At 69.0% G+C, this 16,393-nt stretch carries 14 protein-coding genes and 1 pseudogene; 9 read left to right on the top strand and 6 right to left on the bottom strand.

Annotated features, from left to right (window positions below; translation table 11 throughout):
* The 5 genes from ACWEN3_RS23650 to ACWEN3_RS23630 all read right to left on the bottom strand — a co-directional run.
* Window positions 1-593, bottom strand: a 593-nt coding sequence (locus ACWEN3_RS23650) for an ATP-binding cassette domain-containing protein (protein WP_452974375.1), incomplete at its 3' end; no start/stop codon positions are given.
* Window positions 594-619: 26 nt separating this feature from the next.
* Window positions 620-1,657, bottom strand: coding sequence for an ABC transporter ATP-binding protein (locus tag ACWEN3_RS23645; RefSeq protein WP_452974372.1), 1,038 nt, complete (start codon window positions 1,655-1,657; stop codon window positions 620-622).
* Window positions 1,658-1,707: 50 nt separating this feature from the next.
* Window positions 1,708-2,688 carry an ABC transporter permease gene (locus ACWEN3_RS23640; protein WP_452974369.1) on the bottom strand — a complete coding sequence of 327 codons (981 nt, stop codon included), beginning with the start codon at window positions 2,686-2,688 and terminating at the stop codon, window positions 1,708-1,710.
* A 94-nt stretch (window positions 2,689-2,782) separates the two neighbouring features.
* Window positions 2,783-4,540, bottom strand: a complete 1,758-nt coding sequence (locus ACWEN3_RS23635) for an ABC transporter substrate-binding protein (RefSeq protein ID WP_452974367.1) — start codon at window positions 4,538-4,540, stop codon at window positions 2,783-2,785.
* Window positions 4,541-4,621: 81 nt separating this feature from the next.
* Window positions 4,622-5,650, bottom strand: a complete 1,029-nt coding sequence (locus ACWEN3_RS23630; protein WP_452974365.1) for an ABC transporter permease — start codon at window positions 5,648-5,650, stop codon at window positions 4,622-4,624.
* A gap of 472 nt (window positions 5,651-6,122) precedes the next feature.
* On the opposite strand from ACWEN3_RS23630, the gene ACWEN3_RS23625 reads away from it, so the two are divergent.
* The 5 genes from ACWEN3_RS23625 to ACWEN3_RS23605 are packed head-to-tail and all read left to right on the top strand — an operon-like array spanning window position 6,123 to window position 11,711.
* On the top strand, window positions 6,123-7,745 hold the full coding sequence (locus tag ACWEN3_RS23625; RefSeq protein ID WP_452974362.1) for a peptide ABC transporter substrate-binding protein: 1,623 nt from the start codon (window positions 6,123-6,125) through the stop codon (window positions 7,743-7,745).
* A gap of 6 nt (window positions 7,746-7,751) precedes the next feature.
* A complete protein-coding gene (locus ACWEN3_RS23620; RefSeq protein WP_452974360.1) occupies window positions 7,752-8,675 on the top strand; it encodes an ABC transporter permease in 924 nt (307 codons plus the stop codon).
* The gene (locus tag ACWEN3_RS23615; RefSeq protein ID WP_452974357.1) at window positions 8,668-9,645 is read left to right on the top strand and encodes an ABC transporter permease; all 978 of its coding nucleotides are present in this window, start codon (window positions 8,668-8,670) and stop codon (window positions 9,643-9,645) included. Before ACWEN3_RS23620 ends, ACWEN3_RS23615 begins: the two co-directional genes overlap by 8 nt.
* Window positions 9,646-9,652: 7 nt before the next feature.
* The gene (locus ACWEN3_RS23610) at window positions 9,653-10,636 is read left to right on the top strand and encodes an ABC transporter ATP-binding protein (RefSeq protein ID WP_452974354.1); all 984 of its coding nucleotides are present in this window, start codon (window positions 9,653-9,655) and stop codon (window positions 10,634-10,636) included.
* Window positions 10,620-11,711, top strand: a complete 1,092-nt coding sequence (locus tag ACWEN3_RS23605; protein WP_452974352.1) for an ABC transporter ATP-binding protein — start codon at window positions 10,620-10,622, stop codon at window positions 11,709-11,711. Before ACWEN3_RS23610 ends, ACWEN3_RS23605 begins: the two co-directional genes overlap by 17 nt.
* 128 nt (window positions 11,712-11,839) lie before the next feature.
* Here ACWEN3_RS23605 and ACWEN3_RS23600 read toward each other — a convergent pair whose 3' ends face one another.
* Complete coding sequence (locus ACWEN3_RS23600; protein WP_452974350.1) at window positions 11,840-13,954, bottom strand: prolyl oligopeptidase family serine peptidase; 2,115 nt, start codon at window positions 13,952-13,954, stop codon at window positions 11,840-11,842.
* A 174-nt stretch (window positions 13,955-14,128) separates the two neighbouring features.
* Here ACWEN3_RS23600 and ACWEN3_RS23595 point away from each other — a divergent pair, with 174 nt between their 5' ends.
* The 4 genes and pseudogenes from ACWEN3_RS23595 to ACWEN3_RS23580 form a co-directional block, all read left to right on the top strand.
* Window positions 14,129-14,323: a hypothetical protein gene (locus ACWEN3_RS23595; RefSeq protein WP_452974347.1), complete on the top strand. Its 195-nt coding sequence runs from the start codon at window positions 14,129-14,131 to the stop codon at window positions 14,321-14,323.
* Between the two features lie 85 nt (window positions 14,324-14,408).
* Window positions 14,409-15,269 carry an N-acetyl-1-D-myo-inositol-2-amino-2-deoxy-alpha-D-glucopyranoside deacetylase gene (mshB, locus tag ACWEN3_RS23590; protein ID WP_452974344.1) on the top strand — a complete coding sequence of 287 codons (861 nt, stop codon included), beginning with the start codon at window positions 14,409-14,411 and terminating at the stop codon, window positions 15,267-15,269.
* 20 nt (window positions 15,270-15,289) lie between these two features.
* Window positions 15,290-15,682 carry a DUF6113 family protein gene (locus ACWEN3_RS23585; RefSeq protein WP_452974378.1) on the top strand — a complete coding sequence of 131 codons (393 nt, stop codon included), beginning with the start codon at window positions 15,290-15,292 and terminating at the stop codon, window positions 15,680-15,682.
* Window positions 15,683-15,878: 196 nt separating this feature from the next.
* Window positions 15,879-16,393: pseudogene (locus ACWEN3_RS23580) on the top strand (hypothetical protein); the annotation flags it as partial.

Below are 16,393 nucleotides of genomic sequence, written 5' to 3'. Positions count from 1 at the left end.
ACGACCTGCGCCTGGATGGAGACGTCCAGGGCGGAGACCGGCTCGTCGGCGACGATCAGCTTCGGCTCCAGCGCGAGCGCGCGGGCGACGCCGATGCGCTGGCGCTGACCGCCGGAGAACTCGTGCGGGAAGCGGTTGAAGTGCTCCGGGTTGAGACCGACGATCTCCAGGAGTTCCCGGACCCGCTTCTCGCGGCCCCCGGGCGGGTTGACGTCGTTGATCTCCATCGGCCCGGAGATGATCTTGCCGACCGTCTGCCGCGGGTTCAGCGAGGCGTACGGGTCCTGGAAGATCATCTGGATCTCGGAGCGGATCGGCGCCAGCGCCCTGCGGCCCGCGTGGGTGATGTCCTGGCCCCGGTACTTGATCGTGCCGCCGGTCGGCTCCAGCAGGCGGGTGATCAGCCGGCCGGTGGTCGACTTGCCACAGCCCGACTCACCGACGAGGCCGAGGCTCTCGCCCTCGGAGACCTGGAAGTCCAGCCCGTCGACGGCCTGCACCGCACCGACGGTCCGCCGGATCGGGAAGCCGCCCTTGATCGGGAAGTGCTTCGTCAGCCCGGAGACGTCCAGGAGGGGGTTCGTGTTGCTCATGGTCGTGAAATCCCGTCTGGTGTCCGTCAGTTGTGCCGGGTCGCGGCGAAGTCGGCGAAGAGTTCCTGCTTCTGCTCCGAGGTGAGGTGGCAGGCGGAGCCGCGGCCCTCGACGACCTCCAGCAGCGGCCGCTCGCCGGAGCACAGCCCGCCCGCGACCTTCTCGGTGAAGGCACAGCGCGGGTGGAAGCGGCAGCCGGACGGCGGGTTGAGCAGCGAGGGCGGCGAACCCGGGATCGGCGTCAGCGGAATGTCCACCGGGCCGTTCAGGCTCGGCATCGAGTTCAGCAGGCCCAGCGTGTAGGGGTGGTCCGGGTTGCGGAGCACCTCCTCCTTGGTGCCGCGCTCCACGCACCGGCCGCCGTACATCACCAGCACGTCGTCCGCGATGTCGGCGATGACACCGAGGTCGTGGGTGATGAAGATGATCGCGGTGCCGAACTCCTGCTGGAGGTCCTTCAGCAGGTCCATGATCTGCGCCTGCACGGTCACGTCGAGGGCCGTGGTCGGCTCGTCCGCGATCAGCAGCTCGGGGTCGCAGACCAGCGCCATCGCGATCATCGCGCGCTGGCGCATACCGCCGGAGAACTGGTGCGGGTAGTCGTCGACCCGCATGTCCGGCTGGGGGATCCCGACCCGGCGCAGCATCTCGATGGCGCGCTTGCGGGCCTCGGACTTGGAGCAGCCCGTGTGCTTGCGGTAGGTCTCGCCGATCTGGGTGCCGATCGTGTGGTACGGCGACAGCGAGGCCAGCGCGTCCTGGAAGATCATGGACATCTTGTTGCCGCGCAGCCGCTCCAGCTCCCGCTCGGAGGCGGTGAGCAGCTCCTTGCCGTCGAGGAGGATCTCCCCGTCGATCGCCGTACGGTCACGGTCGTGCAGGCCGAGAATCGTCAGGTTGGTGACCGACTTGCCGGAGCCCGACTCGCCCACGATGCCGAGAGTCTGCCCCTTGGCCAGGTCGAAGCTGAGACCGTCGACGGCCTTGACGACGCCGTCCTCGGTGGAGAAGTGGACCCTTAGGTCCTTGATCGAGAGGAACGGCTGCTGATCGGTGCTCGTCACGGGGACGCTCCTGAGGGGGGTGATGCGAGGGGTCGGGAATGGGGCGGAGGTCAGGCGAGCCGGATCCGCGGGTCGATGGAGGCGTAGACGGCGTCGACGACGATGTTGAACACGACGATCGCGCCGGCGGACAGCAGGGTGACACCCAGCAGCATGGGCAGGTCGCTCTTGGCGACCGAGTCGACGGCGAGGCGGCCGACGCCCTGGAGGCTGAAGGTGTACTCGGTGATCATCGCGCCACCGATGAGGGTGGCCAGGTCGATGCCGAAGATGGTGACGATCGGACCCATCGCACCGCGCCAGGCGAACCGGAAGAAGACGTTGCTGCGGGACAGGCCCTTGGCGCGAGCCGTGCGGACGAAGTCCTCGCTGAGCGTCTCCACCAGCTGGGAGCGCGTCATACGGGTGTAGTTGGCGGTCCAGATCAGGGCCAGCACCAGCCAGGGCAGCAGCAGGCCGGTCGCCCAGTCCGCCGGGTTCTGGGTGATGGGCGTGTACGACGGGTTGTCGAGGATGCCCAGCTTCGCGACGAAGAAGTACATCGCGATGTACCCGACGAAGTAGATCTGGAGGGAGGAGCCGATCAGCGACGCCGAGCTGGCCACCTTGTCCTGCCACTTGCCCTGCTTGACGGCGGCGAGCATGCCCGAGCCGACACCGAGGACGAGGAAGACGGCGGCGGAGCCGAAGGCGAGCGAGAGGGTCAGCGGCAGCCGGTCCAGGATCGTGCCCAGGACGGGCTCGCGGTTGGCGAACGAGTAACCGAGGCAGGGCGCGCTGCAGTTGCCGAAGTCGCCGTAGCTCCGTCCGACGAAGAGGCCCTTCAGCCAGTACCAGTACTGGACGGGTATCGGGTGGTCGATGCCCAGGTTGTGCCGGACCTGCTGGAGCATGTCGGGCGTGCAGTTCTTGCCGCACGACATCATGGCGGGGTCACGCGGGATGGCGTAGAAGAGCCAGAAGGTGACGGCACTGATGATCAACAAGATGACCATCGCGCCGAGGACTCGGCGGACAAGGAAGCGGAGCATGGGGCGTGACTTTCCGGACGGGGCGCCGTCGCCGGGATAGGGGGGTGGGCCGGAGGGGGCGGCCAGGTCGTGGCCGCCCCCAGGGTTCGAGCGGCTACTTCATCGCGTAGAGCTTGGTGAGCGCCACGCAGGTGTTGCCGGCGTCGTAGACGACGTTGCCGACCTTGGAGCCGTGCATCCAGTTACGGATGGAGTGGTAGTCCGGGACGACCGCCGCCAGCTCCATGATCATGCGGTCGACGTTGCCCCAGGCCTTGTTGGCCGCCTGCGGGTCCGCGATCTTGGCGGCCGCGTCGATCGCCTTGTTCACGCTCGGGTCGTTCAGCTGCGCGTAGTTGCTGCGGCCGTCACCGATGTTCTTGCCGCTCCAGCAGGGGTAGAAGACCGAGTAGCCGTTCGGCCAGTCCGGGCTCCAGCCGGCCGCGAACAGGTCGTAGCCGTTGTCGATCTTGCCGATCTGGGTGTAGAAGGTCGACTTGTCGACCTGCTTGTTGACGACCTGGAAGCCGGCGGCCTCCAGCGCGTTCTTGATCGCCACGGCCGACTTCACGGCGGTGTCGGACTGCTGGTAGGCGATGACCAGCTTCTGGCCGATCTTGCCGGCCTCCTTCAGGAGGGCCTTGGCCTTGACCGGGTCGCCACCGGGCTTCTTGTCCGTGCCGTAGAGGTCGAACTTCTCGTAGCCGGGGGTGACCGGGCTGAGCACGGTCGTGGCCAGCTCGCTGGTGGCCGCGCCACCGCGGATCGTCTGCAGCTGCTGGTGCGGCCACGCCCAGTTGATGGCCTGGCGGACCTTGACGTCCTTGATGCGGGTCATGTTGATCGGCCAGTAGTAGGTGACCGTGTCGACCTGGGTGAGGACGCGCTTCTTGAGGGTGGCGTTGGTCATGACCTGCGCGATGCGCTCGGGCGCGACCTCGTTGAAGATCGACATCGTGTACTGGTCGTTGCCCTTGTCCGCGATGTAGCGGTCGGTGGAGGCGACCAGCTCGAAGCCGAACTGGAAGACGTACTTGTCCGGGTAGGCGTTGCGGATCGAGTCCGTCGAGGCGTCCCAGTGCTCGTTGCGCACGTAGGTCAGCGACTTGCCGATCTGGCGGTCACCGATCTTGTAGGGGCCGAGCGCGAACGGACGCTTGTCGTACTTCTCCTTGGTGTCCTGCTTCTTGTTCACGAAGCCGTAGCCGGGCATGGCGAGCGTGAAGTTGAAGTCGGTGCGCGGCTCGGTGAGGTGGAAGGTGATCGTCTTGCCGGAGACCTCGAGCGAGTCGATGTGCTTGCCGTCGTAGGGGCCCTTGTACTTGTCGCCGCCGACCAGCCACTGCTGGACGTAGCGCGGACCCTCGGTGACGAACGCGGCGAAGAGGCGCTCGAAGGTGTGGCGGACGTCGTCCATGGAGAGGTCGGAGCCGTCCTCCCACTTGATGCCGTCCTTGATCGTGAACGACCAGGTCTTGCCGCCGTTCTTCATGGTGCCGGCGTCGGTGGCGACGTCGCCGACGAGGGTGCAGCCGCCCTTCTCGTCGATCTTGTAGCCGGTCAGACCGCGCAGGATCGGGCGGGTGATGGCGCCCTCGGTCGAGACGTAGACCTGCGCCGGGTCCATGTGGTCCATGTCGAACTGGTCGAGACCGTAGATCGTCCCGCCCTTGACCGCGCCCGGAACCTCGGGGGCCGGGCCCGTCGAGTCGGCCTTGGTGCCGACCGGGATGTCCATGGTCTTGGCCTTGCTGACCGACGGGATGTTGTCGCTGCCCGAGCTCTTGCTACCGCTGCTGCAGGCGCTCAGCACCGTCGTGGAGGCTGCGGCCACACCGGTGGCGATCAGGAAGTTTCTGCGGGAAAAGGACATGCTGAGCCTGCCTATAGGGGTCAAATCGGATGGTCGGGACCAGCCGGACGTCATAGAACCGGGCCGGGTGGAGCGTGGCTGCTAGCGCTTGGACTTGGGGTCGAGCGCGTCGCGCACGGAGTCGCCGAGCAGATTGAAGGCGAGGACGAAGATCACCATGGACAGGCCCGGGAAGAGCATGAAGGTGAAGTCCTCGGTGTAGAACTGGGCGCCGCGCTGGATCATGACGCCCCAGTCCGGCGTGGGGTCCGTGATGCCGACTCCGAGGAAGGCCAGACCCGCCTCCGCTGTCACATACGTCGGCAGCATGAGCGTGGACTGGATGAGGATCGGCGTCCAGAGGTTCGGCAGCAGCTCCTTGAACACGATGCGCATCGGAGACGCGCCCGTGACCTTGGCGGCTTCGACGAACTCGCGTTCGCGCAGGGCGAGCACCTGACCGCGCAGCAGTCGGGCGATGCTCGCCCAGCCGAAGGCGGACAGAACGATGATCAGTGAGAAGGCGATCAGCGAGGTCGGGATGTTGTCGCTGGCGGCGACGAAGAGCCCGTAGACGACCGGCAGGAACGCGATCATGAACAGCGTGGACGGGAACGACAGCACGATGTCGATGACCCGGCCGACGAGGTAGTCCGTCTTGCCGCCCAGGTAACCGGCCGTGACACCGATCACGACACCGAGGACGGTCGTGAGCAGAGTGGCGGCCGTGGCGATGCCCAGCGAGGTCCGGATGCCGTACAGCAGGAAGGTGAAGACGTCCCGGCCGAGCTGCGGCTCGATGCCGAACCAGAACTGCGAGCTCATGCCGCCGTTCGGGCCCGCCGGGTACGCGAAGGCGTCCAGCAGGCTCGGGTCCTGGCTCGCGTAGGTCGTGTACGGGTCCTTGCCGTACAGCTTCGCTATCAGCGGCGCAGCGATCGCGATCACGAAGAAGAAGATCACGACATAGGCGGATATGACGCCCGTCTTGTCGCGCTTGAAGCGCTTCCAGGCAAGCCGTCCCGGAGAACGGCTCTCGCCGCCCTGCGGGCCGCCGGAAGTGCTCGACTTCGCCACGGCTTCGTCGGTCACCTCGAGCGGGGCAGCCGCGGATGGAGTTGGGGGGGTCATGGTGCTCCTGGCCCAAGGGAGGGTCTGATGACTCCGCAGGGCGCTCCCCTACGGGCTACGCCGGACTTTTTCAACGCAATTCATTCAAGGTCAATAAATTCTCGACCGACTTGGGTTTCTCTTTACATTCTTTACTCGGACTTGATCATTCTGTAGCTACGCGGGTAGCGCGCCGTAATCAATCCGTGCTTCACATCGGACCAACTGGACGAATCGGGCAAGAAGTTCGATATACGGACGGTCGAGTGTCGAAATGCGTACATCGGGACGTCCCAATCCAACGTTTCGGCAACGTTGCGCGGTGATCCATTGCGCTCCGGGACCAAGATCGTCCGTGGCCGTCCCGCCGGGTGCCTGCATTCGGATGACGTGTCCCTCCAAAGGGCCCCCAATCGGGCGGCGTGCATGCGGTATGTCTCGTATAGGTCGATATTGGCCGGTAATGATTCGGTGATCGCGGAGGAGGCATCCCATGCGTGGAGGCGCGCACGTCCGATGGGCGTCGTGCGCGGCCGCCGCAGCCCTCCTGACGGCCGGCTGCGGCGGGGGTGCGGGCGGCAGCAGCGGGCCCGGAGTGCTCAGCGCCTCCTGGGGCGATCCGCAGAACCCGCTGGAGCCCGCCAACACCAACGAGGTCCAGGGCGGCAAGGTCCTCGACATGGTCTTCCGGGGGCTGAAGCACTACAACCCGAGAACCGGGGCGGCCGAGAACATGCTCGCGGAGCGGATCGAGACCACGGACTCGAAGAACTTCGCCATCACCGTCAGGAGCGGCTGGAGGTTCAGCGACGGGGAGCCCGTGACGGCCCGGTCCTTCGTCGACGCCTGGAACTACGGCGCCAGCCTGAGGAACAACCAGAAGAACGCGTACTTCTTCGGCTACATCGACGGGTACGACAAGGTCCACCCGGAGACCGGCGCCCAGACCGCCGACACCCTCTCCGGGCTCAGGGTGACCGGCACCCGCACCTTCACGGTCAGGCTCAACCAGAAGTTCTCGACATTCCCGGACACGCTCGGATATGCGGCCTTCGCCCCACTGCCCCGGGCCTTCTTCGAGAACCACGCGGCCTGGCTGAAGAAGCCGGTCGGCAACGGCCCCTACCTGATCGACTCCTACACCAGGGGCTTCATGATGGCGCTCCGGAAGTGGGACGGGTACCCGGGCCCGGACAAGGCGCGCAACAACGGGGTGGACCTGAGGGTCTACACCGACAGCAACACCGCCTACACGGATCTGCTGGCCGGCAACCTCGACCTCGTCGACGACGTCCCCGCCCCGCAGCTGAAGTTCATCAAGTCCGACCTGCACGGCCGTTACATCAACGCCCCGGCCGGCATCATCCAGACCCTCGCCTTCCCGTACTACGACCCCGCCTGGAGCAGACCGGGCACGGAGAAGGTCCGCACGGGACTGTCCATGGCGATCAACCGGGACCAGATCACAAGCATGATCTTCCTGCGGACCCGCACCCCGGCCACCGACTGGACCTCGCCGGTCCTCGGTCAGGCCGGCGGCTACCAGGCGGGCCTGTGCGGCAAGGCCTGCGAGTACGACCCGGCCGAGGCCAAGAAGCTGATCCAGCAGGGCGGCGGGATCCCCGGCGGCCAACTCAAGATCACCTACAACGCCGACACGGGCTCGCACAAGGAGTGGATCGACGCGGTGTGCAACTCCATCAACAACACGCTCGGCAACGACAAGGCGTGTGTCGGGAACCCGGTCGGCACCTTCGCCGACTTCCGCAACCAGATCGGGCAGCACCGGATGGGCGGTCCGTTCCGCGCGGGCTGGCAGATGGACTACCCGCTCATCCAGGACTTCCTCCAGCCGCTCTACTACACCAACGCCTCCTCCAACGACGGCAAGTGGTCCAACAAGGACTTCGACCGGCTCGTCGACCAGGCCAACGCCGAGACCGACACGATCAGGTCCATCAGGCTCTTCCAGCGGGCCGAGGGGGTGGTCCGCGACAACATGGCCGCCATCCCGCTCTGGTACCAGAACGGCAGCGCCGGCTACTCCGAGCGGCTGTCCCACGTGGCGCTCGATCCGTTCAGCGTCCCGGTCTACAACGAGATCAAGGTCGGCTGAGCCGTCATGGGGCGCTACGTCGTCCGGCGACTGCTCCAGATGATCCCGGTGTTCATCGGGGCCACCCTGCTCATCTTCCTCATGGTGAACGTGATGGGCGATCCCATCGCGGGCCTGTGCGGCGAGCGGGCGTGCGACCCGGCGACCGCGGCCCAGCTCAAGCGGGAGTTCGGCCTCGACCGGCCGCTCTGGCAGCAGTACCTCACCTACATGGGGAACGTCTTCACCGGGGACTTCGGCACGGCGTTCAACGGCCAGCCGGTCACCGAGCTGATGTCGACGGCGTTCCCCGTCACCATCCGGCTCACCGTCGTGGCCATCCTCTTCGAGATCGTCATCGGCATCACGTTCGGCGTCGTCACCGGCCTCAGGCGCGGCCGGCCCGTCGACACCGGCGTGCTGCTCGCCACCCTGGTCGTCATCTCCGTCCCCACCTTCGTCACCGGTCTGCTGCTCCAGCTGCTGCTCGGTGTCCAGTGGGGCTGGATCAAACCGTCCGTGTCCCCGGCCGCCACGTTCGGCGAGCTGATCGTGCCCGGGCTGGTCCTCGCCTCGGTCTCGCTCGCCTACGTCACCCGGCTCACCCGTACCTCCATCGCGGAGAACAAACGGTCCGACTACGTCCGCACCGCGATCGCCAAGGGCCTGCCCCGGCACCGGGTCGTCACCCGGCATCTGCTGCGCAACTCGCTGATCCCCGTGATCACCTTCATCGGCACCGACATCGGCGCGCTGATGGGCGGCGCGATCGTCACCGAGCGGATCTTCAACATCCACGGCGTCGGCTACCAGCTCTACCAGGGCATCCTGCGGCAGAACACCCAGACGGTCGTCGGCTTCGTGACCGTCCTCGTGCTGGTCTTCCTCGTCGCCAACCTCCTCGTCGACCTCCTGTACGCCGTACTCGACCCGAGGATCCGCTATGCCTGAACAGCACGAACGCGAGGGTGCGATCGCCGGCACCGGCATGGGCGGCGCCATGGACCTCGGAGCGAGCGAGGCGGCGACCCTGGAGCGGGGCCCGGGCGGACCGGAGGGCGCGGGCCCGGCCGGCAAGCCCCGCTCCCTGTGGTCCGACGCCTGGCGGGACCTGCGCCGCAACCCGGTCTTCATCGTCTCCGCCCTGGTCATCCTCTTCCTGGTCTTCATCTCCCTGTGGCCCTCGGCGATCGCCCCCGGCAGCCCCCTGACGTGCGAGCTGTCCAAGGCCCAGGACGGCGCCGGACCGGGCGCCCCCTTCGGATACGACGGGCAGGGCTGCAACGTCTACACGCGCACCGTCTACGGCGCCCGTACGTCCGTCACGGTCGGCGTGTGCGCCACGCTCGGCGTCGCCCTCCTCGGGTCGGTCCTGGGCGGTCTGGCCGGCTACTACGGCCGGACATGGGACTCGCTCCTGTCGCGCGTCACCGACATCTTCTTCGCCATCCCCGTCGTCCTCGGCGGTCTCGTCCTGCTCTCCGTGGTGACCAGCAATACGGTCTGGCCGGTCATCGGGTTCATGGTGCTGCTCGGCTGGCCGCAGATCTCCCGCATCGCGCGCGGCTCGGTCATCACTGCCCAGCAGAACGACTACGTCCAGGCGGCCCGCGCCCTCGGCGCCTCCGACTCCCGCATCCTGCTGCGGCACATCGCCCCGAACGCGGTGGCCCCGGTCATCGTCGTGGCGACCATCGCGCTCGGCACCTACATCGCCCTGGAGGCGACCCTGTCCTACCTGGGCGTCGGCCTCAAACCGCCCAGCGTCTCCTGGGGCATCGACATCTCCGCCGCCTCCCCCTACATCCGCAACGCCCCGCACGCCCTGCTCTGGCCCTCGGGCGCCCTCGCCGTCACGGTGCTGGCCTTCATCATGCTCGGCGACGCGGTCCGCGACGCCCTCGACCCGAAGCTGAGGTGAGGCCGGCATGCTGCTCGAAGTGCGGGATCTGCGGGTGGAGTTCCGGACGCGCGACGGGGTCGCGCACGCGGTCAACGGGGTGTCGTTCGCCGTCGACGCGGGCGAGACCCTCGCGGTGCTCGGGGAGTCGGGGTCGGGGAAGTCGGTGACCGCGCAGGCGGTGATGGGGATCCTCGACACGCCGCCCGGCAGGATCACCGGCGGGGAGATCCTCTTCCAGGGCAGGGACCTGCTGAAGGCGAAGGAGGAGGAGCGGCGCAGGGTCCGGGGCGCCGGCATGGCGATGATCTTCCAGGACGCGCTGTCGGCGCTCAACCCGGTGATCCCGGTGGGGGACCAGCTCGGGGAGATGTTCGTCGTCCACCGGGGGATGTCGAAGAAGGACGCGCGCGCCAGGGCCGTCGAGCTGATGGAGCGGGTGCGCATCCCGGCCGCCGCGCAGCGGGTGCGGGACTATCCCCACCAGTTCTCCGGCGGTATGCGCCAGCGCATCATGATCGCCATGGCGCTGGCCCTGGAGCCGGCGCTCGTCATCGCGGACGAGCCCACCACCGCCCTGGACGTCACCGTGCAGGCCCAGGTCATGGACCTGCTCGCGGAGTTGCAGCGCGAGTACCGCATGGGGCTCATCCTCATCACCCACGACCTGGGGGTCGTGGCGGACGTGGCCGACCGCATCACCGTGATGTACGCGGGGAAGATCGTGGAGTCCGCCCCCGTCCACGACATCTACAAGGCGCCCGCCCACCCCTACACCCGCGGTCTGCTGGACTCCATCCCGCGCCTGGACCAGAAGGGCCAGGAGCTGTACGCCATCAAGGGCCTCCCGCCGAACCTGACGCACATCCCCCCGGGCTGCTCCTTCCACCCGCGCTGCCCGATCGCCCAGGACGTCTGCCGTACGGACGAACCCCCGCTGTACGAGGTGTCCGAAGAGCGCGGCAGCGCCTGCCACTTCTGGAGGGAGTGCCTGCATGGCAGCGACCACTGAGCCGATCCTGGAGGTCAGCGGCCTCGTCAAGCACTACCCGCTGACGCGGGGCATCCTCTTCAAGAAGCAGATCGGCGCGGTGAAGGCGGTCGACGGCGTCGACTTCACCCTGGACCGGGGCGAGACCCTGGGCATCGTCGGCGAGTCGGGCTGCGGCAAGTCGACCGTCGCCAAGCTGCTGTGCAGCCTGGAGCAGCCGACGGCGGGCTCCATCAGGTTCAAGGGCGAGGACATCACCAGGCTGTCGGGCCGTGCGCTGAAGGCCGTGCGCCGCAACATCCAGATGGTGTTCCAGGACCCGTACACCTCCCTCAACCCCCGGATGACGGTGGGCGACATCGTGGGGGAGCCGTACGAGATCCACCCCGAGGCGGCCCCGAAGGGCGACCGGCGCCGCCGGGTGCAGGAGCTGCTGGACGTGGTCGGCCTCGACCCGGAGTACGTCAACCGCTATCCGCACCAGTTCTCCGGCGGCCAGCGCCAGCGCATCGGCATCGCGCGGGGACTGGCGCTGCGCCCGGAGATCATCGTCGCCGACGAGCCTGTGTCCGCCCTGGACGTCTCGGTCCAGGCCCAGGTGATCAACCTCCTGGACCGGCTCCAGGCGGAGTTCGACCTCTCCTATGTGTTCATCGCCCACGACCTGTCGATCGTCCGGCACATCTCGGACCGGGTCGGGGTGATGTACCTGGGCCGGATCGTGGAGATCGGCCGGGAGACCGAGATCTACGAACACCCGACGCACCCCTATACCCAGGCGCTGCTGTCGGCGGTGCCGGTCCCGGATCCGGAGGCCCGCGAACGCCGCGGGCGGATCATCCTCGCCGGCGATGTGCCGTCCCCGACGGACATCCCCTCCGGCTGCCGCTTCCGCACCCGCTGCTGGAAGGCGCGCGAGCGGTGCGTCGTGGAGGTGCCGGAGCTCGCGGTCCCCGCTGTCTTCCGGGACACGGCCGGTCCCGCCGCCCACGACTCGGCCTGCCACTTCGCCGAGGAGGCCGTGCTGCTCGGGCGCGACGGGCCGGGGCCGTCGCCGCGGGAGGAGGTGCGGGAGAACGGCAACGGGCCGGGATGACATGGCGCATCCCGGCCCGCTCACGGCACCCGCACGGCCGTACGCCGTTCAGCCTCCCGCGTCCGTATATCGGTACCGCTTCCGCGAAGTTGCCCGTGTGTTAACGCGATTGGCGGGTGTTTGCGGGGTTATGGCAGCGACCGCCGCAGGAAGTCGAGCTGCAGCCGCAGCAGGTTCTCGGCGACGGCCTCCTGCGGGGTCATGTGCGTCACCCCGGACAGCGGCAGCACCTCGTGCGGGCGGCCCGCGGCCAGCAGGGCGGAGGACAGCCGCAGGGAGTGGGCGACGACGACGTTGTCGTCCGCCAGCCCATGGATGATCATCATCGGGCGGTGCGGCTCGGCCGGGTCGACGAGACCGGCGTCGCCGATCACCGAGTTGCGCCGGTAGACCTCCGGCTGCCGGCCCGGATCGCCGAGGTAGCGCTCCTGGTAGTGGGTGTCGTACAGCCGCAGGTCGGTGACGGGCGCGCCGACCACCGCCGCGTGGAAGACGTCCGGGCGGCGCAGGGCCGCCAGCGCCGCCAGGTAGCCGCCGAAGGACCAGCCCCGGATCGCCACCCGGCCCAGGTCCAGCGGGAACCTGCCGGCGAGGGCGTGCAGCGCGTCGACCTGGTCCTGGAGCACGACCGCCGCCAGGTCCTCGTGGATCGCCTTCTCCCAGGCGGGCGAGCGCCCCGGGGTGCCGCGCCCGTCGGCGACGATGACCGCGAAGCCCTGGTCGGCGAACCACTGGGAGGTGAGGTGGGCGTTGTGCGCGGCGACCACCCGCTGGCCGTGCGGGCCGCCGTAGGGGTCCAGGAGCACCGGCAGCGGAGTGTCGCCGTGGTAGTCCCGTGGCATAAGCACGGCGCACGGAATTCGGCGTGCGCCCCCCTCGGTGAGCGTCACGCGGGGGGACATACCGGGATCTTCGGCGTACGAGCGGACAGTGGCCGTCGGTTTTCCGTCACTCAGCACCTGGACATGACTGCCCGGCCTGTCCAGCGTCGCGGACAGGAGCACCGTCACGCCCCCGGCGCGCACCGCCGAGTGCACACCGGGCTCCTGGGACACCCGCTCCACGCCCAGTTCGTTCACCCGGTACACATGGATCTCGCCCGTTTCCGGCAGCTCCGCGTCCGCTCCGGCGGAGGCGGAAACCAGCACGTCGTCCGCACCCACGTCCAGTACCGCACGAATGTGCAACTGGCCCCTGGTCAAAGGCCGTTCGCCGACCGTCAGGACGCGTGCCCCGCCCTCGTCCGCGATGCGGACAAGCTGCCCCGAGGGGTTCCAGCAGGGGACTCCAGCGAAAAGTTCCAGCCAAGTTGGATCTTCATCGGCGTGCACCATCCGGGTGGCCCCGGTGTCCGGGTCGACCGCCAGGAACAGCTGGCTGCGCTGGTCCCGCGCCTGCACCAGAAGCAGTGGCGCACCCGCCTGTGACCAGTGCACACGCGCCAGATAGGGGTAGCGCGACCGGTCCCACAGCACCTCCGTGCGCTCCCCGTCGAGGCCCAGCACGAACAGCTGTACGTCCGCGTTCGCCGTGCCCGCCGCCGGGTATCCGACGTTACCCGGCTCACGCTCCGGGTGGGCCGGGTCGGCGATCCACCACCGCGCCACCGGCGTGTCGTCCACGCGCGCCACGAGCAGCCGGTCCGACCCCGGCGCCCACCAGAAGCCCCGCGAACGCCCCATCTCCTCGGCCGCGATGAACTCCGCGAGCCCGTAGCCGACGCCCTCCGCCTCGGGTTCCGCGAGGGCCCGGTCGCCCTCGCCCTCCGCGCCCACCACGCGCAGCGCACCCTCGGCGACATAGGCGACGTGCCGCCCGTCGGGGGACGGACGCGGGTCGATCACCGGCCCGGGGACGGGGAGTTCGCGTGCCGTGCCGGCCCGCAGCTCGGCCGTGAAAAGCCGCCCTGACAAGGCGAAAGACGCCAACTCCACGGCGCCGTCGGTGGCGTAGCCGACGATGCCGGCCCCGCCCTCCCGGCTGCGCTCACGGCGCGCCCGCTCCTCGGGCGGGAGCTGTTCGGAGGCGCCCTGGAGGAGGGCGCCCGGATCGGCCGCGAGGCGCTCGGCGCCCTCCGGCAGATCCAGCACCCACAGGGAGTTGGCCCGGTCCGTGCCCGAACCGGAGCGCAGGAAAGCGACACGCGAACCGTCGGGTGCCACGGTGAACGCACGCGGCGCGCCGAGCGTGAACCGCTGGGTCCGGGCGTGCCGACGGGGGAAGGAGTCAGCCTCGGTCGTCATACCCCGACCATATTGGCCATGCGCCCCCTTGTGCGGCCGTGCGCCGAGCGATGCGCGAGTACGGATAGTTATGATCACTACCGCTGTGTGGGTATGAACCTGCTGGCGTCTGCATGGATTTGCTCAATCGATCTGGAACAGCCGCGTCCCTGGGATCTTTGGAGGTGAGCCGCCGTGGCACTCTCGATTTCGGCGGTGGTGCTGCTGGCGATCGTCGTCTTCTTGTTGATCAAGAAGTCCGGACTCAAGGGCGGTCATGCGCTCATCTGCATGCTGCTCGGCTTCTATCTCGCCTCCTCGACCGTGGCCCCGACGATCAGCCAGCTGACGACGAACGTCGCCAGCATGATCGGCAGCATCAAGTTCTGACGCCGTCCAGGCGGTGCCGGCGGTCCGGGCGGACACCGCGCGGTCGTCGTTCGTGTCCCGGGTGGCCGCCTCGTAGGGTGGTCCCATGACGGAACTGCCTGATCGGCGTCTGCTGCTGGTGCACGCGCACCCGGACGACGAGTCGATCAACAACGGCGCGACCATGGCCAGGTACGTGGCCGAGGGTGCCCTCGTGACCCTGGTCACCTGCACCCTCGGGGAGCGGGGCGAGGTCATCCCGCCGGAGCTGCGGCACCTGACGGGACCCGCGCTGGGCGCGCACCGGCGCGGCGAGCTGGCCGCCGCCGTGCGCGAGCTGGGGGTGACGGACGCCCGGCTGCTCGGCGGCGCGGGCCGCTACGGCGACTCCGGGATGATGGGCACCGCGGACAACGACGACCCCGGGTGCTTCTGGCAGGCCGACATCGACAAGGCCGCGGGCCGGCTCGTCGAGGTGATCCTCGAAACCCGCCCCCAGGTCCTCGTCACCTACGACGACGACGGCGGATACGGGCATCCGGACCACGTCCAGGCCCATCGCGTCGCCATGCGCGCCGTGGACATCGCGGCCGAGCGGGGCCACCACGTCGACAAGGTGTACTGGAACCGCGTCCCGCGCTCCGTCGCGGAGGCGGCCTTCGCGCGCCTCCAGGACGAGCTTTCCGTACTGCCGTTCGACAAGAGCGCGGTGGTGGACGACGTACCGGGCGTGGTGGACGACGAGCGGATCACCACCACCGTCGACGGCACCGCGTACGCGGCCGCCAAGGCCGCCGCGATGCGGGCCCACGTCACCCAGATCGAGGTGGCCGAGCCGTACTTCGCCCTGTCCAACGAACTGGCCCAGCCGCTGTTCACCACCGAGTACTACGAGTTGGTGCGGGGCGCGGGACAGCCCGGCGAGACCGACCTGTTCGCCGGTGTCGGCCCCGAGGAGGCGTCGTGAGCAACGGTGGACAGGGCTCGATGCTCGCCGAGCCGCTGCGGCCGCCGTCCGCCGGACGCGTCGTGGCGTACCTCGTCCTGTTCGTGCTCGGCGGGGTCGTCGCCCTCGCCGGGACGCTGGTGCAGGCCGCCTGGTTCCCCGGTGGGCTGCTGCTCGCGCTCGCGGGCGCGGCCGGGCTGTTCCTCGGCGGGTCGTACGCCACCCGGAGCCGGGGCGGGGCGGTGGCGCCGGCGGCCGCCTGGATCGTCACCGTCATCCTGCTCACCACCGCACGCCCCGAAGGGGACTTCCTCTTCGGTGCCGGAGGCGGTTCCTATCTCTTCCTGCTCGGCGGCATGGCCCTGGCTGTGATCTGCGCCACCCTCGGTGTGGGGCGGCATCCCGGCGACGGCTCCGCCCGACTTGGCAAGTGACGTACCACTTTCGCCGTGCCGCGCACGTGCGAGTCCGGTGTGGGTTTCCTCGGCGGTCATGGGATACGCGCCAGAGGTGGCCAGTATGGTGGTGCGCGCCGCCGAGCCTCCCCCCGCTCTCGACCTCGCTCGAGTTGGGGGGACCCCCAGAGCAGTAAGGTCGCAAGGGCGGCGGAGCCAACTGGGAGAACCTGCCTTGAGTCGTGAAACTGACACTCCGTCCTCCGGGCCCAACGGGCGCGGCGGAGCCGCATACCCGTCCGGCACGCCGCCGTACGGGACCCCCATGGCTTCCGACGACGCTACGGACGCGGGCCGTTCGGCCAAGCAGCCGGAGGAACGCAAGACCGAGACCACGCTGACGACCCGGATCCGGATCAACATCCCCGGATCGCGGCCCATCCCGCCGGTCGTCGTGCGCAAGCCCGTCGCGGAGTCCGGGAACACCGCGGACGAGGCGCCCAAGGCCGACCCGCGGCCTCCGGCCGCCCCGGCCCCCGCCGGCGCCGCCCAGGCCCCCGCCGAACCCCCGGCCCAGGCCGAGGAGAAGGCCAGCGACTGGTTCGCGCCCCGCAAGTCCTCCGCCGGCAAGGGCCCGGCGGGCGGCGGCGGCACGAACGGGGCCGGGATTCCCGGCGGTTCCCCCGCCCCCTCCGCCCCCTCCGGCGCGTCGGGCGCCCGTCCGGGTGGTCCCGGCGCGGCCGGCGCGAC

The sequence above is a fragment of the Streptomyces sp. NPDC004561 genome (assembly GCF_053602155.1).
The sequence above is the reverse complement of the archived record's forward strand: the minus strand, read 5'-3'. Positions and strand labels throughout refer to the sequence as shown.